The organism is Rhodococcus sp. NPDC057529 (assembly GCF_042802055.1).
Classification (GTDB): Bacteria; Actinomycetota; Actinomycetes; order Mycobacteriales; family Mycobacteriaceae; genus Rhodococcus_F.
In genome coordinates, this window is record NZ_JBHVEY010000038.1 from 20,368 (window position 1) to 44,304 (window position 23,937).

Annotated in this window: 22 protein-coding genes; 13 read left to right on the forward strand and 9 right to left on the reverse strand. The window is 66.8% G+C overall.

The window, feature by feature from the left end:
* Positions 1–5: 5 nt before the first annotated feature.
* The 7 genes from ACFU5V_RS40410 to ACFU5V_RS40440 all read right to left on the reverse strand — a co-directional run bounded on the left by ACFU5V_RS40410 (position 6) and on the right by ACFU5V_RS40440 (position 9,304).
* On the reverse strand, positions 6–542 hold the full coding sequence (locus ACFU5V_RS40410; protein ID WP_378430840.1) for a hypothetical protein: 537 nt from the start codon (positions 540–542) through the stop codon (positions 6–8).
* Positions 543–602: 60 nt separating this feature from the next.
* Positions 603–2,141 (reverse strand): peptidoglycan DD-metalloendopeptidase family protein, encoded by a 1,539-nt coding sequence (locus ACFU5V_RS40415; RefSeq protein WP_378706732.1) that lies wholly within the window; start codon positions 2,139–2,141, stop codon positions 603–605.
* A 119-nt stretch (positions 2,142–2,260) separates the two neighbouring features.
* Positions 2,261–3,073, reverse strand: a complete 813-nt coding sequence (locus tag ACFU5V_RS40420; protein ID WP_378706692.1) for a hypothetical protein — start codon at positions 3,071–3,073, stop codon at positions 2,261–2,263.
* Entirely contained in the window at positions 3,070–5,244 is a 2,175-nt protein-coding gene (locus tag ACFU5V_RS40425; RefSeq protein ID WP_378706694.1) for a hypothetical protein, read from the reverse strand. Before ACFU5V_RS40425 ends, ACFU5V_RS40420 begins: the two co-directional genes overlap by 4 nt.
* 24 nt (positions 5,245–5,268) lie before the next feature.
* Positions 5,269–8,379 (reverse strand): hypothetical protein, encoded by a 3,111-nt coding sequence (locus ACFU5V_RS40430; RefSeq protein ID WP_378706696.1) that lies wholly within the window; start codon positions 8,377–8,379, stop codon positions 5,269–5,271.
* A gap of 3 nt (positions 8,380–8,382) precedes the next feature.
* A complete protein-coding gene (locus ACFU5V_RS40435) occupies positions 8,383–8,808 on the reverse strand; it encodes a hypothetical protein (protein ID WP_378706698.1) in 426 nt (141 codons plus the stop codon).
* A gap of 151 nt (positions 8,809–8,959) precedes the next feature.
* Complete coding sequence (locus tag ACFU5V_RS40440) at positions 8,960–9,304, reverse strand: hypothetical protein (protein ID WP_378706700.1); 345 nt, start codon at positions 9,302–9,304, stop codon at positions 8,960–8,962.
* A gap of 547 nt (positions 9,305–9,851) precedes the next feature.
* Here ACFU5V_RS40440 and ACFU5V_RS40445 point away from each other — a divergent pair.
* From ACFU5V_RS40445 to ACFU5V_RS40480, 8 genes are all read left to right on the forward strand, one after another.
* Positions 9,852–10,520 (forward strand): hypothetical protein, encoded by a 669-nt coding sequence (locus ACFU5V_RS40445; RefSeq protein WP_378706702.1) that lies wholly within the window; start codon positions 9,852–9,854, stop codon positions 10,518–10,520.
* Positions 10,517–12,262, forward strand: coding sequence for an FtsK/SpoIIIE domain-containing protein (locus tag ACFU5V_RS40450; protein WP_378706703.1), 1,746 nt, complete (start codon positions 10,517–10,519; stop codon positions 12,260–12,262). The genes ACFU5V_RS40445 and ACFU5V_RS40450 overlap by 4 nt, the downstream gene beginning before the upstream one ends.
* A gap of 58 nt (positions 12,263–12,320) precedes the next feature.
* Positions 12,321–12,677 (forward strand): hypothetical protein, encoded by a 357-nt coding sequence (locus ACFU5V_RS40455; protein WP_276142869.1) that lies wholly within the window; start codon positions 12,321–12,323, stop codon positions 12,675–12,677.
* Positions 12,677–14,068: a ParA family protein gene (locus ACFU5V_RS40460; RefSeq protein WP_378706706.1), complete on the forward strand. Its 1,392-nt coding sequence runs from the start codon at positions 12,677–12,679 to the stop codon at positions 14,066–14,068. Before ACFU5V_RS40455 ends, ACFU5V_RS40460 begins: the two co-directional genes overlap by 1 nt.
* Positions 14,069–14,127: 59 nt before the next feature.
* On the forward strand, positions 14,128–15,351 hold the full coding sequence (locus ACFU5V_RS40465; protein WP_378706708.1) for an insoluble domain protein: 1,224 nt from the start codon (positions 14,128–14,130) through the stop codon (positions 15,349–15,351).
* Positions 15,352–15,375: 24 nt separating this feature from the next.
* Positions 15,376–16,089, forward strand: coding sequence for a hypothetical protein (locus ACFU5V_RS40470; RefSeq protein ID WP_378706710.1), 714 nt, complete (start codon positions 15,376–15,378; stop codon positions 16,087–16,089).
* A gap of 346 nt (positions 16,090–16,435) precedes the next feature.
* Positions 16,436–17,059: a hypothetical protein gene (locus ACFU5V_RS40475; protein ID WP_378706712.1), complete on the forward strand. Its 624-nt coding sequence runs from the start codon at positions 16,436–16,438 to the stop codon at positions 17,057–17,059.
* A gap of 97 nt (positions 17,060–17,156) precedes the next feature.
* Positions 17,157–17,453, forward strand: coding sequence for a WhiB family transcriptional regulator (locus ACFU5V_RS40480; protein ID WP_378706714.1), 297 nt, complete (start codon positions 17,157–17,159; stop codon positions 17,451–17,453).
* Positions 17,454–17,955: 502 nt separating this feature from the next.
* Here ACFU5V_RS40480 and ACFU5V_RS40485 read toward each other — a convergent pair.
* A complete protein-coding gene (locus tag ACFU5V_RS40485; protein ID WP_378706716.1) occupies positions 17,956–18,204 on the reverse strand; it encodes a transcriptional regulator in 249 nt (82 codons plus the stop codon).
* 152 nt (positions 18,205–18,356) lie between these two features.
* On the opposite strand from ACFU5V_RS40485, the gene ACFU5V_RS40490 reads away from it, so the two are divergent.
* On the forward strand, positions 18,357–18,548 hold the full coding sequence (locus ACFU5V_RS40490; RefSeq protein WP_378706718.1) for a hypothetical protein: 192 nt from the start codon (positions 18,357–18,359) through the stop codon (positions 18,546–18,548).
* A gap of 569 nt (positions 18,549–19,117) precedes the next feature.
* Here ACFU5V_RS40490 and ACFU5V_RS40495 read toward each other — a convergent pair.
* On the reverse strand, positions 19,118–20,089 hold the full coding sequence (locus tag ACFU5V_RS40495) for an IS481 family transposase (protein ID WP_378706720.1): 972 nt from the start codon (positions 20,087–20,089) through the stop codon (positions 19,118–19,120).
* Between the two features lie 402 nt (positions 20,090–20,491).
* Here ACFU5V_RS40495 and ACFU5V_RS40500 point away from each other — a divergent pair, with 402 nt between their 5' ends.
* The 4 genes from ACFU5V_RS40500 (at position 20,492) to ACFU5V_RS40515 (ending at position 23,303) form a co-directional block, all read left to right on the forward strand.
* Positions 20,492–21,193 (forward strand): hypothetical protein, encoded by a 702-nt coding sequence (locus tag ACFU5V_RS40500; protein WP_378706722.1) that lies wholly within the window; start codon positions 20,492–20,494, stop codon positions 21,191–21,193.
* Between the two features lie 4 nt (positions 21,194–21,197).
* The gene (locus tag ACFU5V_RS40505; protein WP_378706724.1) at positions 21,198–21,566 is read left to right on the forward strand and encodes a DUF3846 domain-containing protein; all 369 of its coding nucleotides are present in this window, start codon (positions 21,198–21,200) and stop codon (positions 21,564–21,566) included.
* Between the two features lie 133 nt (positions 21,567–21,699).
* A complete protein-coding gene (locus tag ACFU5V_RS40510; protein WP_378706726.1) occupies positions 21,700–21,921 on the forward strand; it encodes a hypothetical protein in 222 nt (73 codons plus the stop codon).
* A 329-nt stretch (positions 21,922–22,250) separates the two neighbouring features.
* The gene (locus tag ACFU5V_RS40515; RefSeq protein WP_378706728.1) at positions 22,251–23,303 is read left to right on the forward strand and encodes a DUF932 domain-containing protein; all 1,053 of its coding nucleotides are present in this window, start codon (positions 22,251–22,253) and stop codon (positions 23,301–23,303) included.
* The last annotated feature ends 634 nt before the right edge of the window (positions 23,304–23,937 follow it).

Genomic DNA, 23,937 nt, shown 5'->3' on the forward strand with positions numbered 1-23,937 from the left:
TGTGTTCAGTAGGTGAGGTTATCGATCAACCATCCGTCGTCGGCTTCGGTGAGGGTGAGCCAGACGGTGATGTCGGGTTCGACGGGGCGGGTGGTGTCGCCGGTGACCGCGGTTTGGGTAATTGTGGCGACCCGGTGCGCGGTGGTGTCGGTATCGGGTGGACAGCCGGAGCAACCGATGGCGACGTTCGCGATGACCCGGGCGTTGTCGTTGATCCATTGCTGCCATTGCAGGCTGGGTCCGCGCTCGTTTCGCACATCGGCGGTCAGGCGTGCAGCCAGGGCGGGTGTGAACCATTGTGTTGCGCGCCGGAATCCGTTGGTGGGGCTCTCGTCGGTGGGCGGGGCCCAGGTGAATGCGACGGCCATGGCTTGGCGGGCCACTTCTTCCGGCGACGTCGGTTCCGGTCGCTGAGGTGCGCTGTTGCCCGTTTCCGGTGCAGGTGTCGGTGCGGTTGTGGTGCTCTGCGGTGTTGCGGTGCCTGAGGGGTTGGCATTGTCCTGCAAGGAGTAGAGCAGTACCGCGACTACGGCTATGATCACTGCGAGCACAATCAGGGCTATTCGCATGGATTTCGCTTCTCCAGTCCCTCTCATCCTCGGTCATATACGACGTGCACGCATCCCATTTTGGACGGGAGCGAGCTTGACGACCTCACCCGTGGTGGGTGCGTGGACCATTTGTCCATTGCCTGCGTAGATTCCGACGTGGCCGGGACCGTCGGCCTCCCAGGATCCGAAAACAAGGTCGCCGGGTTTGGTCTCTGACAGGGAAATTTCGGTGCCGACCGTCCACTGCTGTTCGGAGGTGCGGGGGAGGACGGTCTTGCCGCCGGTGGCCCGGGCGTAGGCGTACTGGGTCAGTCCCGAGCAGTCGAACCCGCCCCCGGACGGGCCACCTGAGCCGCCGCCGCCCCACACATAGGGAGTGCCGAGGTACTGGCTGGCCGCCTCGACGACATTGCTGCCGCCGGCGGTGGGGGAGGGAACGAACTCGCCGCGGCCGCCGGGCTGCTCGAGCTCGGAAATGTAGGAGAGGACTTTCTGCACGTAGGGTCGGGTTTCGCTGGAATAGTCACCACCGGAGGGCATCCCACCGGCTTGCTTGATGGCACCCTCACCGGCGTTGTAGCTGGCGATGTAGAGCGAGAGCGGATCACCCTTCACCGAGCCGTTGGCAATCCAGCTGTCGACCGATCGCGCGATCTCGCAGAAGTATCTGCCCTGAGCCATCACGGCGTCTCCGACATCGCCTTGGGAGATCCGGCCGTTGCCGTCGTCGTCGCGGCCGTAGATGGCCCAGGTCCCATCCATGAACTGGGTATAGCCTCTTGCGCCTGCGGGGCTGGTGACAGCGCGGAACCCGCTTTCGGCTTTGGTGTCCGCGGCCAGCAGTGCTGGGCTGATCTGCGGGCACAGCGACCCTGCTTTACGGAACCATTCTTCGAATGCCGGTGGCACACTGCCGGGCTTAAGATCACCGCCGCCGGCGGTGCCGAAGCCCTTGCCGCAGTCGACGGGGGTGGATACGGCCATGAGATCGATATTCGATCCCGGTGCACTCACGTCATGTCCGGAGGGTGCAGGGGCGCCGCCGAGTTTGGTCGTCGGGTCGATCGCGGTACCGCCCTGCAGTCGGCCACCGTCCCAGTACTCGAAGTGCAGGTGCGGACCGGTGGATCCGCCGGCGTTGCCGATGTCGGCGATGTGGTCGCCGGCCTTGACGGTCTGCCCGCGTGTGACGTGGATGCCGTTGGCGTACATGTGCCCGTAGACGGTGGAGACCGGGCGGCCGCCGACGACGGAGTCGATGATGATCCAGTTCTCGAAACCGACACCCGGGCTTTCACCGCTGGAGCCGGCGGCGGCGACGAGGCCGTCGAGGGCGGCGTAGATCGGGGTGCCGACCGGGGCGGCGAAGTCGACACCGTTGTGCATCGCTCCCCAGCGGGGTCCGAAACCGGAGGTGAATGTGGTGGTTCCCGGTGCGGTGGGTTGCTGGATCGGCCCGGACGGCCTCAGCGCCGCCGCCGGCCGATCATCCTGCGTGCTCTCTCCGCGCGGGTCCCCAGAATCGGAGGGGACAGGCCGGCAAGGTTTGGGCAGGTCGATAATGGCCCCGCCAGTGCAGGCGCATGCCATCCCGACTGCGAAGGTGGCCGCCAGGATGGCGCCAGTCACACGCAATCCTGTGCGCTTTACAGGTACGACGACGCGTCCCCTGGAGGGCTTTCCCTCGGGAGTGGGGTAGTCGTCGTCGTTCATGCGATCGGCCCCGGCAGCGGTGTGTCAAGTTCGGGGATAGGAATCGGGCCGGGAACAGGGACCGGCACAGGGGCGGGGTTGGTGGCCTTCTGGGCAGGAGGAGCAGGCTCCGAAGATGACTGGGCCGCGGGGAGGCGCTGTAGGTGCGGTGCTGTGCCGGGGGACGGCGTCGTGGTGGCCGTTGTCGTGGTCGGCGCTGTGGTGCGCCAGGTGGTGGGAGCGGCCGCGGCCACGTCGTCCAGGTTGAGAGTGGGGAGGGGAGAGGCGACCTGCCAGCCGTCGTCGGTGTCGGTGACCGCGACGGTCATGGTCCCAGCGCTGGTATCGATCTCCACAGTCGTTCCGGTGGTGCCGGTGCCTGGCAGGGTGCGGGTCGGCCCGAGAAGCGACACCGGTGCGGTGGGCCGGGCCGCCGCGAAGGCGTCGTTGACACGCTCGGGGCGGGTGACACGGCTGAGCGCGACCGCCCACTGAGTTGGCGAGGCGGTGGTGTCGACGAACGCGTGCGCGTAATACATTGCCGCTGTCGCGGGGCTACGACCAATCGACCTCGCCGACATTGTCGCCACCGCGGTTTCGGTGACTTCTTCGGCTGCCGCAGTCGTCGAGGTCACTGACGTGTTACTGGTTTCTGCGTCGTGGGCGCGCACGTCGCTTCCGCTGGTCTCTGCCCCCGTGACCGCGGTGACCATCAGGCGGGCGACGTAGAGGACCGCGACCATGATCGCGATCCCGCTCGCGAGCCGGCCGGGACTGTGCAGGACCCAGCTACGGACCGTGGTGGTGATCGGGTTGACACCTGTTCTCACCAGTTCACTCCCAGGTCCCGATTCGGCCGGTCGAGCGCTCCCGTCGACTGCGCCGACGCGGTGTCCTCACGCAATCCCGCCCGGGACAGATCACTGCTGACGGGCCTCGCCGACGACGAGACCGGTGCGGGGCGGGTGATCGACACCCACGGGCGCTGCGGATTTCCGGACGCGCCGGGTTCCTCACTCGGCCTGTAGATGGTGATCGGTGCGATGACCGCGTCCGGCCCGCCGTCCCACCGGCCCGCGTCCGGCTGAGGAACGAAGACCTCGCTGTCACCGGTGTCGAGGGACTCGAAACCGTCGGTGAAACCCGTTGCGGGGGTGTGTTCACGCAGGTCCGCGAGCCCGGTGCGCCCATTGCCGTCGGCCGGGCCGGCGGTGAGGGTGACACCGGGGAGTCGGATGCCGGACTCGTGCCCCTCCGGCGGCGCTTTGCGCAGGTCCGCCAACGCTCCGCCCGCGCCGCCGCTGCGCAGGGCGGCCAGCTGCGCTCGGCGGGCGCGGTCGCGGTAGTCGTCGGTGCGTGCGGCCGTCAGTGCGCGACCTTCCTGCCGGATGATCAGGGGTTTGTTGCCGCGGATCATGTCGGACCACTGTCGCCCTCCCGCGTTTGCGATGCCGTTTGCGGCGCCACTGCCGCCGGCGCGGACGAGTTCGAGGCTCTTCTCTGCTAGCCCCATGGCGGGGTTGGTGACCATCGAGCTGGCGGTGAGCAGTTTCTGCTTCCAGGAACCGTGCTTGTGCCGGTCCATCGCGCCGCCGATCATGCCGCGATGCGACTGGGTGATGGTTTGCGAGAGCCTCTTGAACGGGCGCAACAACATCCAGAAGACGACTGTGAGGATGACCAGGAACCACAGCCGCCAGGTCCCGTCGACCGCATCATTGCGATACAGCTTGATCAGGATCAGCAGGTAGACCGACATCAGCACCGCGGCACCGACCGCCCACAGGTAGATCCCGCCGAGGATGCGGCCGACGCGGAGCAGGATTGATCCGGAGACGATGGCGAGCGGAACCCATACGGGGGCGGTGATGATCGCCACCCGGATCGCCAGCAGTGCCGAGAGTTTCAGCACCGAGGACCCGCTCCACAAGATGGAGGGCATCGAGGTCTTGACCATCGACAGGAACCCGGTCGTGACCCGGCTAGAGTCTTTGCCCTGAAAGGTGTAGAACGAGAGCCCCTTGCTCTCTAACGGCTCGACGACCTCCCGCCGGAACTTCTCGGCCTTGGCATCGTCGATCTCCTTCTGCGCGGAGTTGTCGGCCTGGATCAGGGCCTGCTCGTCGTAGGTGTACGCGATCGACTCCCGCAACTTCGGCCACAAATCGTCGAGCGTCTGAGCAGAGGCGTTGGTTCCGAAATACCCTCGCTGCACGTCCGGGATGATGATTCGGTCGGTGATCACCAACCGCGGGTCATCGGTCATGCCCGCAGAGTTGAAGATCTCGCCCTGAGTCTTCGTGATCAGCGCGCTGAACGTGTCGTCGGAGATCTGGATCGCCTTGGCCGGGGCACCGACCATCAACCCACCGATCGCCAGCGCGCCGGCACCGATCCCGAGCTGCCGGAACACCGCCGGGGCATCTGATCGCAGACCGCGGTAGAGGATGATCAACCCGGCCGCGGCCACCCCCAGCCCGAGCCACGGCCCGTAGACGGTCGGCCGCAACGAGTCCGAGACCGCGAGCACGATCTCGTCGAACTGCGCGATCGCCCCCTGACGGCCGGTCTCACGGCCCTCGGCGGGGGTGTTGGCCTGCTCGTCGAGCCAGAACGCCGCGGCCGCGAACGATTGCCCGATCGTGAGGAAGGTGTTTCCGACGTCGGTCTTGTTGCGCACCAGCGACACCCCGGTGATGTCCTCACCGCAGCCGAGGTCGTAGATGTGCCACGTCAGACCGGCCCAGCCGTGCCCGCCGTACCCGGTGCCGGAGAGCTGTGATTGTGCGGGCTTGTCCACCGACCCGGAGTCGAAGAACGCCGGCGCCGCCGAGTTCGGGGACTGCGGTGCCGGCACGTCCTTGCAGTTGAAGCCCGCGGCGTGGGCGGTGCTCTGCCCGCACAGGGCACTGAGCCCGACCAGCATCATGACCGCGCACAGTTGGGTGATCCGCTGCAGCAGGTGTGCGGGCGAGCTGGTGGTGCGGGCGGTGGCGAGCATCGAGAATGTCCTTCCCAAAGGGGGTCAGGCGGCGGTGGCCCGGGAATTCAGTGCTTGCGCAACGTGGGCGATGTGGGTGAAGTTCGTCCAGTTCGCGCGCACCAGTTCGATGTCGCCGCCGAGGCGGACGACGTAGGTGCGGGCTTCGTCGGCTCCGGTCTTCGCCGCGCGCTGCTTGCGGGCCTTGTTCGCGCGCGGGTCGTAGGTGTCGTTGCGGCCCCCGTCGAGCTGGTTGGCCAGGATCGTCTCGTACCCCTCACCCTCTTCGAGGCCGAGGAGTGTGAGTGCGTCGGAAATCGCCCGTTCGGAGGAGCCGAGACGGCCGATGATGATCTCGTCGGTCAACTGCGACTGGTCCTGGTCATCGGCGCCGTCCGCCAATCCGAGGAAATCGCCCGCGAGCTGGCTGCATACCAGTGCTCGGGTGCGGAACTTGCGGGTGTCGCGGCCGAGCCGGACGTAGAGGGTGCGGCCGGCCCCGGACTGCTTGAGGTACTTGTTCTCGTCCAGGAACAGCAGTTTCGGCAGCGCGCGCGGCTTGTCGTAGACCAACCGGGTCGCCAACCATGCCGCTAGGTGGATCAGCGGCCCGGCCAGGCGTTGGCTGTCGGTGGCCGCACTGCCCTCGGCCTTGTCGTCGATCTGCAGGCCGGGCATGGTCAGGATCGTCAGTCGTTCGTCGAGGACCGAGTCGAACAGTTCGGCGGCGGCGTCGTCGCCGGACGTGGCCGACGGGAACAGCACCCGGGCGTCGCGCAGCTGCGACATCGTGCGCAGCATCGGCCCGATCCGGCCCGCGGCGGTGCGCAGTCCTTCGCCGATGGCGGGGGTGGTCTCGGAGCTGTTGGTCTGCCCGTTGGTCGTGCCGTGGACGGCCCCGTGGCCGTTGGTGTAGACCACGCCGGCGGCGATGTGGTCGATCGCGTCGAGGACCTTGCCCAGATGGTTGGTCGGCTGGCCCCCGACCATCGCCGCCGCCATCCGGACCACGCTCTTGGCGTCTCGGTCGCTGCGGTCGTCGGTGTCGAGCATCGAGATCAGCACCCAGGACGCGAGCTGGACTCGTTCGGCATGGGCGGCACCGCGATCGTCCTCGTAGGCCGCTGCTGCGGCGCCTGCGGGGTCGGATTCGTGCGCGTACTCGGGATGGGCGGGGCGGTAGATCTCGTCGGCCGGGTAGGGCTCGGACACGACCCGGTAGACGTTGAGGATGCCGGGCTTGGCGCCGCGGCCGGTCAGCTCGTAGACGCGGGTGAACGGCCTCAGTTCGGGCAGATCGGCGAGTGCGCGCAGCGGCCCGGACGGATCCAGGATCACTCCGTGCGCGCCCAGCCGCAGTGCCTGATAGGTGACCATCCCCGCCAGATGGGTCTTGCCGGCACCCTGAACGCCGACCAGCGGGGTCAGGCCACCCTTGTCGAAGAAGTCGTGGGCGGCGAACAGGTTCCAGGCGACCGGGCGCACCGAGATCGACGCGGTCTCCCCGAGGATGATGCCTTCCTCGTCACCGATCCGGTCGGCCGCCGCCCCCATCCCCGCCGACATGGCGAGGACGCTCATCCTGCGCTTGTGGGCGGTGTTGGCCAGCTTTTCACCGGGCATGAATTCTTTGAGCAGGTGGTACTGGCCGTTCTCAACTTCGAGTTCGACATCCGGTGCGTACTGCTGCTGCAGCTTCGAGACGCGGTCCCGCACCTGCTGTGGGGAGGAACCGGACACGGCGATCCGCCACCACCCCGATCCCCGGGTGGCTAGTGCCCCACCGTTCGACATCTCCGTCCGCAGCCGCCGGGACAATCCGTGCTGCGCCGCCAACTCATCGGGCGGGGTCTCGTCGTGCTCTACCGTGTAGTGCCGGTACTGCGACTCGATCGCGTTGCGCTGCTTCTGGATTTCACCGAGGGTTTCTTCCTGGGTGTGCAAGGTGATCCGCTCGGACCACTCCAAAGGCAGCCCGAGCTGGTCCCCAAGCAGCTGCCACGGCATCTTCTGCTCGGGGATGGCCAGTGGTGCCATCCGCCCCACCGTCAGCACCGTCACGTACGACCGGTAAGTCCGCCCGGCGATGGTGCCCTCGACGACGGTGTGTCCGGCGCCGGGCGTGTAATGCATTTCCGTCAGGTTGCTCAGCGACAACAGATCGGACAGACCCCACCCCGACGGTGCGTTCGCGGCCGCCGGTTCGGTCAACGGCATCCCCACCGCGGCCGAGCGCCGCAGCAGATAGTCCACCTGACCGCTGTCGGCCGGCAGGGCTTCGACACCGGGGGAGAGCATCACGCGCTCGATCTCGGCGATGTGTTCGGCCGCCGCATCCCGCTCGGCGATCAGGACCTGCTCGGACCACTTCGATAACCGCGGCCCCACACTCTTCACCCCGGAGCACATGTCGGCCACCGCGACGATCGCCTGCGCGGTCATCGACCGCCGGGGCAGTTCGATGCCCCAGTAACGGCGCTTGCGGGTAGGGGCCGAGTCCAGCAGCGCGACTTGCTGACCGACCAGATAGTCGTCCCACGCGAGGGCACCGGGAACGTCGGGGAGGCGGTCCTCGGCGAGCTGCGCGTGTGCGTGGCCCCATTCCTTGACCGGCCAGGGCTCGCGCACAGTGCGCCGATGGATACCGGAGACCCCTTTGCCGCGCAGTTCCGCCAGCACCAGCGCTTCGTCCCGGATGAACCGCGACTGATCGGCAATCGCCCGCATGCTCCACGTGCCGGGGGATTGCACGAACCACAACGTGGCGGTGTCGTCGGTGATGGTGACGTTGCCCAGCACCGCCCGCAGCCGCCACTTGGACTGCTTCCGCATCCGCGCCCTGCTCCCGCGTTCAGCGGCCGCACTGGTCGAATGCCCCTGCCGGGCTGGCCGGGACTTCTTCCCGCCCCGCGTGCTGCCTTTGTGGGGAGTGGGTTCTGCGGGTGCGCCCTCGTCATAGTCGGGGTTGGTGACCGGGGAGGGGGCGGTGAGCAGTGCATCACCCAAGCTCGCGTGGGGTGCGGCGGTGTGCGCGTCGGCGGTCTGCAGCCCGGCTTGGCGCGCCGCGCGCAGCCACGACTCGGGCAGCACCGGCGGCAGGGCCCCGGGGGGTGGGACGAGGTCAACCGGGTCGAACCGGTTACCGGGATAGCTCATGACCTACCTGCTCGTGGTCGAAGAAGTCGTGTGATCGCCTGCGGCGGCTGGGGTGAGGCGAACGCGCGCGATCTGGTCGGGGATCGACACCGTCTGCGGCGTGTTCCGGGCTTTCGTGTTGCAGCCGGCCGCAGGGCGTGGGGAGGTGAGGTCGTTGATCGCGGACCGGGCCAGCGACCGGATGGTGCGTTCGTGGCCGAGCCCGTCGACGATCCGTTTCGTCCCGAGATAGGTCAGCCCCAGCATTACGGTGACGGACCAGCCGCTCCACGGCACCGACAGCACTCCCATGACGAGGATGTACGACAGCAGCAGCAACACCGCACCGATACCCACAGCCTGCCATCTGACTGGTCTCGGGAACGCCCGCCCCGGAGGGCCTAGCCAGTGCTGATCCACCCGGTACAGGTCGTCATCGGTCTCGATCACTGCAAGCCCCTCACCGACGCTCGCTGATGGCGCGGACGATTGCGAACAGGATGGCGGCGGCGATGACCACGCCGAAGATGATCGTCATGACAGACATGGGGTGAGGTCCTCTCGAAGACGGGGGAGTTCGAATGGCGGTGTCTGCTGCCGGTCACACACCGGGGACAATCAGCCGGATGATTCCGGTGCCGACCCCCATCGCCGCGTCGGGGTTCGCCGACAATCCGAACCACCCCAACCCGATCACGGACAGGCCGGCGATAGTGATGACGGCAGACCAGGACGAGCGAATCGCTTTCGCCAGAAGCACAATCGCTCCGACGCCGAGGATCGGAGGGACTACCTGCTCGCGGAGGAAATCTCCCACCCCGCCGGTGTCGATCCCCTCCTGTGCCAGGAACGTCAGCTGCGACGCAACCTCGAAAGACTCATGAAGCATGCTCTCTCCCAAAAGATTCACGGGCAACACCGAACGGTGACGCCAGAACATTGGCACAGGGCGGCTTCGTCACACGAAGACCCCCGCACGCGCTCGGGCGTGTCGCTGCGGGGTCCACTGAGAGTAGGGCCGGTTGGCGGTGGGTACACGTACACGACGAAGGGGCGTATCGCGGCGGGGCACTGAGGGCGGGGCTGGCCACTGCGGGGACGGGTGTTGCACCCTCTGGGCACGCTCTTTTCGGACAGCCCTCGCGAAGAACGTGATTGGCCCCATGCAGGACGCGTGTCGACGATTGGGGGATCCGTGATGCCTGCGCCCCCACTCCCTTCGGGAGACGCCTCCCCCCTACGGGGGGAGGCGAAGTTGAAAATAGCGCCCCGGACCAGTTTCGGCGAAAAGTGGTCCAAACACCACTTGGCAGAGCGGTTTTGGCGATCTCGGCGGGGTTCGCCTCACGTCGGCCTGGGACACACTCGTAGGGGCGGCGGCGGGGCGACACGCCCGAGCGCGTGCGGGGGTCCTTGGTGAATCCTCCGGCGAGCGGATTCACTGTGTGCGCATCAGCACCACGCAGATGTCCGACCGAGTAGGGGTTTCCGCGATGCCGTCGAATGACCCTGTGGGCGAGTTCTTCCGGGATGTGTTCGGTCCTTCCGGTACGTCGTCGGCCGCCGGCGGACGCAGGAGGCCCGAGCAGTCGGGGGACGACGGTGCAGCGCGGTTCACCCCGTGGGTGCTCGTCGTCCTGGCCGTCACCATCGCCGTGTGGTGGGTGCCGACCCTGTTGGCGTCCGCTCAGGTCACGGAGCTGTGGCCGCGCTCGCCGCTCTGGGCGCAGTGGTTCATCGACTTTCGGCCCAGGCTCGTCGTCGCCGTGGCACTTGTCGGTTTCCTGGACTTGAGCCGGTTCCTGCGGCACCGGCAGCGGCGAATCCTCGCCGCGGTGGTGCGGCAGACCACCGGCCACATCCCCGTGCGGATCAGGCTCAGTGTGCGTACGGGGTGGCACAGCACCGCGTGGGCGGCAATCCGCCTGCCGCAGGGAGCGGTTATCGATGCGAACCGGCAGGAGCGTCTGAATTCAGCCGTCAATGCGTTGATCATCGGATCGCCGCTGTGGCACCGCGTGCGCGCCGCGTTACCTGCCTTCGCTGCCACCCGCCCCCGGCGATTTCTGCCGCGGAAGACGTCGGCGCAGATCCACAGCGGCCCGGCGGGCGAGCCGGATCCCGACAGCCTTGCACCCTCGACGCCGAAGGCGGAGCGATGAGCCGATTCCTCGGACCCACAGTCACCGAGTGGAAGTACGTCACCGACTTCCGGGCCGACAAGAGCACAATCACGATCACCCGCCAACCGGTGCTCCCGGACACCCGCAGCGCACGGCACCGCATGCTCGCCGAGCTGTTCTCCGACGGCAAGGCCCTGCAGGACGTGACGGTGTCGGTCGACTCCTACGCCTACGACGGAACCGAAGCTTCCTACCGCATCCACTACAAACCCACGCTGGCCACCGGCATGGATGCCAACCGGGAAAAGCTCTCCGAGGCTCTGCTCGCCGCCCTCGGCACCCACGAATCAGGGCAGCTGTGGCGAGTGGACTGGGCCCCGGAGAAGCCCATCATCACCCTCTCGCTCCGAAAGCCGCTCGCGACAATGGTGATGCATTCGCTGAAAATCCCGGCCGCCGACCTTCCCGTTCCACAACTCGACGAGCGTGGAATCGCGCGACGCCAGCAGATGCCCTGGCCGGGAAGTGACCCCAGCATGCCCGGGCAACGCCTGCATGTCCCGTACGCGTCCTGCGAAACCGATGCCGGTGTCGTCGACGCCTACTGGAACATCTCCGACGATTCGTCGGCACCTCACATGCTGGTGGTCGGACCGACCGGCGGCGGCAAGACGGTTCTGCTGACCACCGTGATCACCGAACTCACACTCCGCGGAGTCCCGGTGATCGGTGTCGACCCCAAACGCATCGAGCTGCACCAATTTCTCGGCTATCCCGGGGTCCCCGCGATTGTTTTCGAACCCTTGCGGGCCGCAGAGTTCATCTACGCGCTGTGGCGCGAAATGCACGCGCGGACCAAGTACATGCAGACCCAGCGTCTGAAGGCGCGCAACATGCCGCTCCTGGTGGCGGTGCTCGACGAGTTCTTCATCCTCTCCGCGGCCTGGACACAGCTGGCCAAGTCCGGCACCGATGAGGAGAAGGAAGTCATCAAACGCTGCAACCCACTCGGGCGAATCGGCGAACTCGTCGCCTTGGCCCGCTCGGCAGGTATCCGCCTCGCCGTGGGAGTTCAACGCCCCGATGCGCACCTGTTCGGGCGGGATTCCGGCAGTGTCCGCGACAACTTCCAGACCCGAGCAGCGCTTGCACGGTTGAGCAGTGACGGCGCCTACATGATGTGGGGTGAGACCACCGTCGGCCGCGACATCGACGCCAAGATCCGCGGCCGCGCCACGGTCAGTGACCCCTCCGGCGACCCCGCCCTCGCACAGGTGTGGTTCACCCCCACCATCGACGACCACCCCGCCGCCCGCAGCGACCTGTCCGTCGAGGAAGCACACGCCGTCGACAGCCTGCGTCCGACAAGGGATACCCCGGTGTACTGCTTCTCGGCCGAGCTGGCGCAGTTCATCGCCGACGAACAGCACCTGATCACGACGATGGCCGATGACGTCCGCGAGCCCGTCGCAGTCTCCGCGTCGTCGGTGACATTCCTGCTCGAGAACATCTCCGATGCGATCCCGGCTGGTGCCCTTGAGGAAGGCATGAACATCGTCCTCGGCCTCGACGACGAACCGGACCGCACCGGCACCGTCCTGACCGTCGAGACCATCCGCAAGATCGCCCGCGACAGCGACGGCACGGTCACCGAGGAGGGACTGGTGCGGGTGGAGGTGTCGGTGGAATCCACCGGCCTGAGGCCCGAGGTCCTGATCCTCGAATACACCGGACTCGACACCGTCTTCCTCGCCGCGGTCGACCTCGCTTCCGCCGCCTGACCCCTGATGCCCCGGCTCTATCCGCTCCACCACCGAAAACACGAGAGAGAGGCCACCGATGGCAGTCCGGCAGATCGAACGCGCAGTGATCCTTGAGCCCGAGGACATCGAGGCCATGCACCGCCCATTCGTCAACAAGGGCAACTCCGACCCCGTCGTTCGCGCGTTCCGAGAAGCGTTGCGGGCCTCCACACCCGGATGGCTGGCCGCCCTGGACACCGAAAGCAAGACCGTCTCCCGCAGCCGTCTCGACGAGCTCCTCACCGCGATCGGTCATCGGCGCGGCCTGGTGGGGGCGCTCCCCGACGGCGAGGTCAAGACCGAGGCACTCGATCAGCTCACCAGCCTCGATGAGCTGATCACCGAAATGCTCGCCCAGCTCGACGGCACCACCTCGGGCGCCGGGAGTCTGTGATGTCCGCCCCGCAGATGACCGTCGCCATCGACGACGGAGGACGCCATGCCACGGCGTATGTGCCGTCGCAGGCCGCGACGCTCGACCTGCGAGGCGACACCGAGCAAGACCTGATGACCGCGGTGTTCGCCCAGGCCCACGCCGAAGCACGAAGCAGCGGCCAGACGATCACCGTCGCGGTCAGCGGCGGCGCCGACACCGCGCCGATGCGGCTCGAGGTCGACCCCGACCAGACCATCCGCCCCGCCCAGGAGCAGGCGCCAGCACAGGAACCCGCCACCCGGGAACGGCCCCAGCGCCGCGCGGCCGGCGGCACTCCCGTCGTCCGGATCCAGGACGAGGGCAATGAGCCCACGGTTCCCGTGCGGCTGCCGGCGACCGAGCCGCCACCCGCACGGGCAGCCGTATCCGCCGAGCGCGAAGACGGACACGACCGCACACCACCCGCCCGGCCGCGGAGGCCGGTATCGGGGCTGGCCGCCCCCGAGATCGTTCCCGGGACCGGTGAGCCTGCCCGCCTGGGTGTGCGAGGTCGACTCAACGCCATGCTCGGGTTGAGTCTCGCCCCGAAAGCACAGTCGCCGGAGATGCGGCTGCGGGCCGCCGAGTCGGTGATCACCCGGCCGCTGCCCGATTTCTCGGTGATTACCGTCGCCAACCCAAAAGGCGGGGTCGGCAAGACACCGCTCGCCGTGGCTCTCACCCAGACCTTGGCGGACCTGCGCGGCGGCAGCACCGTGGTGTGCGCGGATCTCGGCGAGGTCGGCGGCAGTCTCGCCAACCGGGTCGCCGTCCGCCCGTTGCCAGGCAACGACATCCCCGCCCTACTGGAAGTACATCCCAACCCTGATGTCGCCATCCGACCCTCGGCGCTCTCGCAGCACCTGACCCGTCAACCGTCGGGTGAGGACATCATCGCGGGCCGCCGCGGCGACCCGACGTCCGTTCTGGACGAAGACCATGCGGCGCATCTGGCCGCGATCGTGGCCCAGCACCGCGACATCCTCGTCGCCGACACCGGCAACAACCCCCTCGCGGGAAGCTGGCAGTGGGCAGTGAGGGCAGCGGATGCCGTCGTCGTCCCTGTTCCCTTGCGCTGGGACGCCGCCGACGCCGCAGAAGAAATGATCACGGAATTGGCGTCGACCGCCGCGGATGTTCTCGCGCGCACGATCGTTGTCATCACCGCCGGCCCCGGGGACGCCCCGATGGTCGAACAGGACACCGTCGAGGCCCTCCGGGATCTGGGAGTACCGCTCGTGGCGCGCATGCCGTTCGAGCCGCTGTTCGCCTCCGGGGAACGCCTTGCACTCTCCCGGCTTCAACCCGACACCCGAGCCGCGCTGACCCGACTGGCCGAAGAAGTCGTCAAGACGATCACCGGCCCCTGACTCAGCCATCACTCACCCCACCTTCGATTCGCATCTGGCAACTTCACGAAAGGCACACAATGAGCAACGTCACCGGCGGCAACCGCGCCGCCCGCCGCGCCCGAGGCCGGCACCGCCGTCAGAGCGCCACTCAGGCCGTCACGGCGTTGGCTGTCATCACCGCTGCCCTGGCGTCCGGAATCGCGCTGTCCCCGTCCGCGGTCGCCGATCCGATCCAGGGCGGGGTCACCGGCGACAGCACTCAAGAAGGCGTCACCGGCGGCGACACCCCCAGCGCAACTACTGCCCCCACACCAGCACCCGAGACCGCCTACGTGCCCGAGACCCCGGCGGAACCGGTGTACTGGGTCGAGCCGCCCGCCGAGTACCAGAACATCGAGTACCAGCCGCTCCCGAACTACGACTACGACACAGGCGTGTACGTCGAGCCGGAGAACTACTCGATCGAGCCGGTGCAGTTCGACCAGCTGCACCTACCGACCCCGGTGGAGCCGACGAAACCTTTCATCGCCCCGCGGGACACCCTGCGCATCGGCGAAATCCACATCAAGCAGCCGAACTGGATCAGCGACGGCGACCGGGACCGCACCAACAACACACTCTCCGTGGTCCAGGCCGGGGTTTCGACAGGCTGGCGGTCGATCGGTGTGGAAACGTCTCGGGCCGACCGTATCGCCGCCGCACAGGTCGGTGCCGGTGCCGCCGGGGCAGCGCTCGGCGCCACCGCCGCAGGCGGGGCGGCAGCCACCGCGGGCGCACTGGTCGGTGGCACCATCGGCGGCCTCGCCGGAATGACCGCAGGCAATGTCTTCCTTCCCGGACTCGGGTGGGTACCCGCCGGGATCGTCGGTACCGCGGCGGGTGCCGGCCTCGGTGCTGCGGTGGGTATCCCCGTCGCTGCGGCCGGAGCGGTCGTCGGCGGTGCGGTCGCCGTCGCGGCGGTGACCCCGATCGCTGCCGGCGACAAGGGCGAACCGCGCGAGATCGAGGTCCCGGACATCGACTCCGAAGCTGTGACCGTCCAGACCGAGGCCGTGCTCACCGACTGGGCGAACTCCGGCCCGGTGGGGCAGGCGGCCGCCGACGCCGTACAGGACACGGTCGAGGCTGCGCCCGCGATCGACCAGCAGGCACGCGATTTCGTCGCTGCCCAGCCCGGCGGCGAGCAGATCATCGAGCAGGTCGACACCACCCTGAACTCGTTCTTCACCGACGCCACGCCTGGCCTGGCCGGAAACCTGTTGGCGGGCGCCGTCGGCGGCGGCATTCCGGCCGCGAACTGACACCGAAGAAGGCGGGTGCACACCATGAAGAAGCCGACCCTCGGCCGAGCGACGCCGCGGCATCCCGCCGTGATCGACCTTCTCGGCAGCACACCCACCGCCGACCACCCGCCGGGCGCTCGCACCATGGCGCTCGGCGGCCCGACCACACCACCGCCCCCACCCCGGTCGCCTCTACCGCCGGCCCGCGGCCGCCGCGGGCCGGGAAAGAAGACGGCGGCCGCCGTCGCGGCGGTCGCCGTCGCCGCCGGGGTAGCCGTCAGCCAGCTGCGCAGCGGAGACAGTGAAACCGCGTCTACTGCGGCCACAACCAGCGCCATCGCAGCGGCTGACGAAAACGGGCTGCCCATCCTCAACCTGCCCGAATCCGAACAGGCCGAACAGGCCGAACAGACATCCGCGTCGGATGGAGAGTGCCGGGCTGACCGCGGTGACCAGAAGAGCGGCGCGGGCGTGATCGCAGCGTTCAACCACGCGTACTACAGCCTGCGCAACGGGGAAGTTGCCCGCGGCCTCGCCACCTCCACGTCGTCGGTGCTGCCAGGTCCCGAGCTGCAGAAGGTCATCGACGCGGTCCCGATCGGCACCAACTACTGCCAGCGTACCGTCGAACTGTCCGACGGGGTCTACCTCGTCGATCTGTCCGTGATGCAGCCTGCCCAGTCGGTCAAACGCGGCACCCAGACCGTCACCACCCAAAAGGTCGACGGGCGCTGGTACGTCGACGTTTTCAACTAGAGCCCCGCGCCCGAAAGGACTTTCACCGAAATGATGCCCGTCTCCTGCACGCGGCCACAATCGCAGCACCGGCCGGGTCGCTCTCGCCGCCCTGACAGCCTGCGGCAATGACGACGGTCGCGCGGCCGCGGCGGTCACACCACTGCCGAAGAAGTGCTGTCCTAGGAGCATCGCCGGTAGCCCGCATGAGCCTGGTTAGTCCAGTGTTCATGCGGGTTTTCGCTGCGCAGGAAGTGGTTCGCGATGCTGGTGCTGCGAGAGACGCGGAGAGGGTGCCCGCGAAACCCCTTGATAATTACAGCGCAGCGCTGTAATTTTGTTTGCGAAGCCAGAAGGGGAGTGTGAAATGTCGATCATTGTGAGTGCCGCGTTTGCGGCGATGGTGTTCCTGATCTTGCGGGCGGTCGGTCCCTGGCTGGCGCGAATCGTCGGTGGCCTGCTCGTCATCTCGGCATTCGCAGGTATCGCCCTCGGTGCCGGTCTGCTCAACCAGCTCATCACCGCGATGGTCGGATTCGTGCTCTGGATCGTCGGCCACCTGGTCGGCGCGATTCGCGACGGGCATTGGCGCTCGCAGCTCGCGCACCGGATCATTGCGGCGACTGCGCTTCGCCGATTCGATCCCGAATACCGTGCGCAGGGCCGACGCCCCCGACGGAAAGGCCATGCCGAAGAGTGCGCTGTGCCCGCCAACCAGCCCTACGGTTTTCCGCGCGCGATGACAGCCATTCCAGGAGTCCTGTTCTTGGAGTGTGCGCCGTCCCCGGAAGCACAGTTCCCCACGCTCGACGCAGTCCCGGTCGATGGAGACCGCACGCGCTGGGTCGCCACTGCGCCCAGGTCCCGCAGGAGCTCGCAGAAGGCCCGCAGCAGTGCATCCCGGACCACCGGAACAGCCGCCACTCGCTTCGTTGTCCGCCGCATCCCCGGCGGCCGCACGGCATACCGGGCGTGGCAACTGATGCGCTAACCATCCGCGCCCCCCTCCACCCGAAGATCCACACCCCCGAACGGGTGGAGCGACCTCCTCTTTGCCTCCAGCCCGTGAACTGAAAGGACGTACACCAGTGACCGTCACGCCCATCCCGCGCGGCAGCTACGCAGCCGCCGAACCCGACGAGTGGCGCATCTACGCAGTCTGCCGAGACGCCGACCCGGATCTTTTCTTTCCGGACGAGAGTACGACCGCCCAGCGACGTGCGAGTGTCGAACATGCCCGCCGCCACTGCAACCAGTGCCCGGTCGCGCGGACGTGCCTCGATCAGGCGATCGCCCGCGGTGAAAATTTCGGAATCTGGGCAGGCCACGACTTCAAAGACTCCGCTGTCCGCACCCGATTCCAGCAGGAGACACAGGCAGCATGACCGACACCATTACCGTCACCGTCCGCACCGCCGAACCTGGATGGGGAAGCGGCCTCCCGCGGGTGTGCACCCGCAAGGTCGAATCTCCATCAGCTGCGCGCACTGTGGTGGCCGCCGCGGCATCCAGAAGTCCACATGCCAGCACGAGGACGGCATCACCTACTGGGTCGACACCTGGACCAATCCCCGCGCGGTCACCGGCAGCGACAACGGGAAGATGCATCAACTCGGAATCGGGGCATCCACTGGCGATCCGGTGTTCCGATTTCCAGCCTGCGCTGCACGACCAACGCGAGGCCGTGGGCGAGGCTCCTCGGAACCCCGTCACAGCCCCTCTCCAATGACGAACAGCGCGAGCTGGAGACGACGCTTGTAGGACTCAACACTCCTGCACGGTCAGGAATCTGTGCGCCGGTCCTCAGTGACGTCGTGCACGAGCTGGAGCGATCGGCCACAATCATCGACGACGAGAGGCAACCAGGCGCTGAGTCCTGTACTGGTGTTATTCGGCGTCGCGGGTGCTCTGATCCGGGCGTGAGGATGGCCGGCCAGCCGTGCCGGGACGCTTGCTGAGCCAGGTCGTGATGTCGCGGCGCCGCCACAGCGGTTCACGCCCGATCCTCTCAGCAGCTGCGGGAGCCTGACCGCGGGCGACGTAGGCCCGGAACGTGCCCGGTGCGATCGTCCGGCCGGTGTGCTCCTCGACCAGGTCGAGGACCTGCTGGGTCGTCAGCAGCCCGCGTGTGTCCATGCGCCGCATCTTACAGCTCTCCGCTGTAATAGATCGTCCTGCGCCGTCAGGGCGTAGTCGCTGGAAAACGCTGGTCGCAACCCTCTTAATATTACAGCGTAACGCTGTAATTCTTGGGAAGAATCATTCGTCAACGGAAGGGACGAGAAACCATGTACCGCAACGCTTACCTGATCGATCCGAACGCATCGTTTGCCGCCATCGATGAGGTTCTCGACTACTTTCCCGGCCCCGGCGGTGCGGTCTACGCGCACGTTCAACTCGCCAGCGGGGCCCGGGTCGAGGCAGCCGCGCAGGACATCACACTGACCGTGCCCATCCCGCTGGTCTCCAATGCCGCATGACGAGATAGTCCGTGGTCGCAGCCTGAGTGGGGGGTACATCGTGAAGAGGATCGGAGTCGTGGCACTCGAGGCCTGGGGCATGGTGGCCTTCGCGCAGATGTGGCTGGCTGACAGCCTCCGCGAACAACTCGAGTCCTGATCGACCACGGGCGGACCGTGCTCAAACCCAGCTGTTGTGGATGCGAGGCGAGCTAGTGGCCGGCCCGCACTGCCGAAGCCCTCGACGTCGCGGAGCTGTTCGGCCCCGAGGTTGACCTCGCCTGCGGGGCCGTCGAACCGCACATCGACGAGTGGGAAGCCGGTACCCGCTACCCGACCCTTCCAATTAGAAGCCCCGTTGAGTTGCGGCAGCGTCGGGAGAAGTCCGATACCTCCGTCGTGGTCAGGCGGAGCGTTTCTGGATGTATTCCTCGACTGCCTCGCGGTTGAGGCAACGGACCCCGTGGCTTATGTCGACCGTACGAATTCCGACTCGGGCGTGGCGCAGCAGCACGCGGGAAGTCGCACACTGGAGGACCCTCTGGACGCCACGCACGATCAATCCCCCGTCCGTTAAGCGCAGCCCCTCGCTAGCTGTAATTCCTGGGGACGTTGTGAACGCCGACGCGGTCGATGGGTGAGTTGCCGCCGATCCCGGTATGGGGTCGGTGGTGATTGTAGTCATGCAGCCAGGCTTGGTAGGTCGATGAGCGGGCCTCGTCGCTGAGGTAGGTCTCTGCGTACGCCCACTCCGCGGCGAGGGTCCGGTTGAATCGTTCGACTTTGCCGTTGGTCTGGGGTCGGTACGGCCGGGTTCGCTTGTGCGCAATGTCCGGGCCGAGTGCATCAGCGAAAGCGTTTGAACGGTAACAGGATCCATTGTCGGTCAACACCCGTGTGACGGTGATGTGGTGGGCCGCGAAGAAGTCGTTCGCTCGGGACCAGAACCCGGAAGCGGTCTCCTTCCTCTCATCGCACAGAATTTCCGAGTACACGAGCCGCGAATGATCGTCGACGGCGTGATGCAGATACGAGTAGCCCACCCCGGAGCGGTTGCGACGTCCGGCGGCGCGGCCGAGTTTGCGGTGGCCACCGCCATCGGGGATGCGGCCGAGCTTCTTGATGTCGACGTGGACCAGGTCGCCCGGTGCGTCGTGCTCGTAGCGGTGCGCCGGCGGCCGGCGGACCGGCAGACCGGTGGCCTGGTCGAGGTGAGCCAGCTTCGGCATCCGGTATCGGCGCAGGACCGCCTCGACGGTCGAGCGGGCCACGCGCAGGTGGTGGGCGATGCGGTGTGGTCCCCAGCGGCGGGTGAATCGCACCTTGATGATCCGTCGTTCGGTGTGGGTCGGGGTCTGGTGTGGGCAGTGACGTGGTCGACTCGAGTGATCGTCCATTGCGGCCTCGCCGCCGTCGCGGTAGCGGTCGACCCATTTCTTGACCGTCGCCGGCGAGCACTGGAACCGCTCCGCTACCCGGCGTAGCGACCAGCCGTCTTCGAGGACCAGTCGCGCGAGTGTGGAACGTCCCCGTGGAGTCAGGAAGGCATTACGGTGTGTCATGAGGGCCTCTCGGTAGCGGCGTGTGTGTGGTAACCACACCGATACCGGAGGTCCTCACCTATTCCTGTTCGCCACGCCGTTCACAACCTGCCTGGGAACTACAGCTAGCGCGTGCCGCACGAGCCGTGATGTGCCCCGCTCCTTGTTGGCTCGCAAGCCACCCATCCCGTGCCCCGGCACGGGATGGGTGGGTGGCGTTTTGGTGCTCTGAAACGCTTGCTTTCGAGGTGGTTCTGTGGGTGTATTCCGCATCGAATTGTGTTGTTGTAGTGCATTTTTCGGGTTGCTAGGTGTCGGTGGAGTGGGTTATGTTCTTGGTGCCTTAGTCAGTGCGGGGCGGGAGCTGACCACTTCCGTTCTGCCCGTTTCCCGGGGGTGTTCTCCGGGGGTTTGGAGTGGTGCATGTCTATGGATGTTGCGGTTGCCGGAAACATGTCGAGTGGTGCGCCGTCTACCGGTGGGGTGTTCCCGGTGGATGGGGTGTTCGTCGAGGTGCGCGAGGGCGCGGCGTGGACGGCGGGGTGGCTGGTCGCGGACCCTACGGAGGTCGCGGCGCTGTCGGTCACGCGCGCCGCTGATGCTGCGGTGGAGCGGTGGGTGTCGGTGGCGTTGGTGCCGGTATCGCCGGATGCGCCGCCGTGGTTTGGGCGGGTACGTCCGGACCAGGTGGTGGTGGCGTCGTTGCAGCGTCCACTGCCGGTGTGGTGGGACCGGGTGGCAGGACCGCTGGTCCAGGTGTTGGCGGAGCGCCGTCAGACGCGGGCGTTGCGCGAGGAGTTGACGACGACGCAGACCGGGCACATGAAGTGGATCGAATCGCTGGCCTCGGATGCTCGGGAGTGGGCGGACGACAACAGCCTGTGCGGGCAGTTCGACCGGTTCATGGAGGAGCACGGACTGGCGGGCCGCTCCCGGGATTTCACGGTGGATGTGTCGGTGAGCCTATCGCTGTCGGTGACGCTGACGATTTCGGCGACGGGGGAGTCCGATGCGGAGGAACGGGTCGACAAGTACGACGTGGAGGAGGCGTTGCGCAGCCGGTTCGGCTCGTGCGAGGAGTTCACCATCGACGACTTCACTGTCGAGAGCGCATCGGAGGACTGAGCAGATGAGCAAGCACATGGTGGCGGCGGTGCGGATCGATCTGGACGGGCGCGCTGAGGTAATCGACCTGTCGGCAGCGACAAGTACGGGTGCGGCGATCCGATCAGCGATCGGGTGCCGCTGGTTCGACGTGGTGCGACTGGGGCCGGCCCTGGACATGTGGGTCGACGACGAGGGCGCCACGCTGGCCGATGCGCAGGTCAATGTCATAGCGACGACGATTGCGCGCGCTTACGGGGCGGTCTGGCAGCCGTTCTATGGGGTGGCGGTGTTCACGGCCCACGACGGGGATGGCACGACTGTGGGGCTTTCTGAGGGCGTGAAGGATTCCCTGCTGACGGGCGTGTTCCACCGGCCGACGGTGATCCGATGAACGAGGAAGGACCCCGCGATGAGGAACGAGACCAGCACGATCAGCATTCCGGTTCGGCAGGTGTACATGTCGCAGGCAGAGCGCGCTCGACAGCGGCAGCCACTACATCGAGGAATCGGTCTGGGTCTATCTGATGCGTGACTGGGACGGCACCGTGCTCGATCCGGTGACGGTGGACGGGTACGGGTTGGATTCCGGCGTCGAGGACGGTGCCCGCAACCGCGAGTGCATGTGCGAGGACCAGGCCGAGTGCAACGCGATCCGGGACAGGATGGACCGGGCCGCTCTGCCCACTGCGACGGATCTGATGCATCTGCTCGCGGACTCGCTCGGGTACACCCTCACCAAGCGCTGACTCCATCCCTTCACACGGCGGCCCGCACGTCTCCTCGAGAGTGCGGGCCGCCGTCTTGCGTGATCGAACCCGAGGCCGGACGGTCATATTCGGAACACCTACCCATCCGGTGCCCCGGCACGGGATGGGTAGGTGACTTTTTTTGTCTCTGAGCCCTTGACTTTGGCCCGTCTTCGCGGATCGAAGTTGCCCGTAAATGCTTGTATTTCAGTTGATTTCGGATGTTGATCTTGTCGGTGGTGTTGGTTATGTTCGTAACCGCCTTAGTTGATGAGGCCCGCGGGACTGACCATCCCGTGGGCCCAAAGTAGAAAAGGATCGGTGCCGTTATGTCGGCTGAAACTCTTACGTGGCTCAACACGCAGACCCTGATCGGGATGACCTCGGAGCGGGGTCGGGCGTGGCATTACCGCGCGCAGGAGCAGGGTGCACAGTCCAACCATTACCCGGGTGCGATTCCGGTCGGTGATGTCGCGGAGCGGTTGTTCTTTTGGGACGCGATCAAGGTTCCGGTGCTCGCGCAGTTTCCTGCGGATGTCGAGTCGATGACCGGGCTCGACGCGGAGGGGCGCCCGGTGATGGCGCAGCAGATGCCCGGAATGGTCGCTGTGGCGCGCAGTGACACCCGGCAGGTGTTCAAGGTGTTCTCCGACGGTTACGAGCCGCATCAGTACCGTGAGTGGCTTTTGGGGGCGGTGTCGAACATCCTCGGTGACACCTTGGTGGTGACCTCGGCGGGTTTGCTGCGGCATGGTGGGCAGGCGTGGGTTGAGGTCTCTGTTCCCGAGACCCTGCACGACGGGTGCACGGGGTTCAGCTACCGGCCCAATCTGTTGGCGGCGACGTCGCTGGACGGCAGTCTGGCGACGACGTACGGGCGCACCGTTACCGCGACGGTGTGCGATAACACGATGGCGATCGCGCTCGGGCAGGCGCGGGGTCAGCAGGTGAAGATCCGGCACAGCCGGTACTCGGGGTTGCGGATCGAGCAGGCCCGGCAGGCGCTGAGCCTGGTGGAGGAGACCGCTGACGAGTTCACCGACACGCTGCGGCACCTGTCGTCGACGACGGTGACGGATCGGCAGTGGTTCGCGTTCCTGGACGCCTGGCACCCGATGCCGGAGGAGGCGGGCCGTGCGCGCACGATCGCGACCCGGGTGCGGGAGGAGTTGGTGGAGATGTACCGGCACGACGTGCGCGCGAGCACCTGGCAGGGAACCGCGTTCGGGGTGGTCCAGGCGGTGAACACCTGGGCGCACCACAAGCAGCCGGTGAAGGGTGCTTCGCGTGCCGAGCGGAACCAGGAAGGCGCGATCTCGGGCCGCTTCGACAAGCTCGACGCCTCCGTCGTGAGCACCCTCGAGAAGGTCCTCACCAGCTGATCCTGCTCACCTCTACCGGCCCGCACTCGACTTCCGGGGTGCGGGCCGGTGGTGCGTGATGGGGCTGTGACCTGGTGTGATGGCATGTTCCCGGTTTGTGATGTGGGGGTGCCGGCGATCTGGTGGGGGAGTGCCGGCATCGGGTTGTGGGGTTGTCGGCGGGGCGCGCGGGTGTCTGTTTCGCCCGTTTTGAAGGCGTTGTGAAAGTTGTTGATTGTCAATATGTTTGGGTAATCAATTGATGAGTAAGTATTTACGTGAATTATGCACAAGTGTGATCTTGTTAGATTCGTAATCTGTTGTAGAGAAACATATTTGGTGTTTCGAGTTTTTCGACTGTTTTGGGTTGCGCTGAGATCCGGTGATATGCTGCGGGTATGACCATGGAGCGGCATGGGAAGGTGAGTGGGCGGCTGGTCGGGCGCACCCCCGGCCTCCCCAGCTTCGTTGGGGTGTGGGGGACCGGATCAAACGAGGCGATCAAAAATGCAGGTGAGAACCTAATCTCGGAAACTCAGAGGAGCGAAGCGACTCGATCGAACGGCAACGGGAATGGACTACTGAGAGCCGCGCAGCGGCTCCCTGGCGGGGAGCGAAGCGACTCGCTCCCTCCCCCCGGTGCGGACCACCGGGA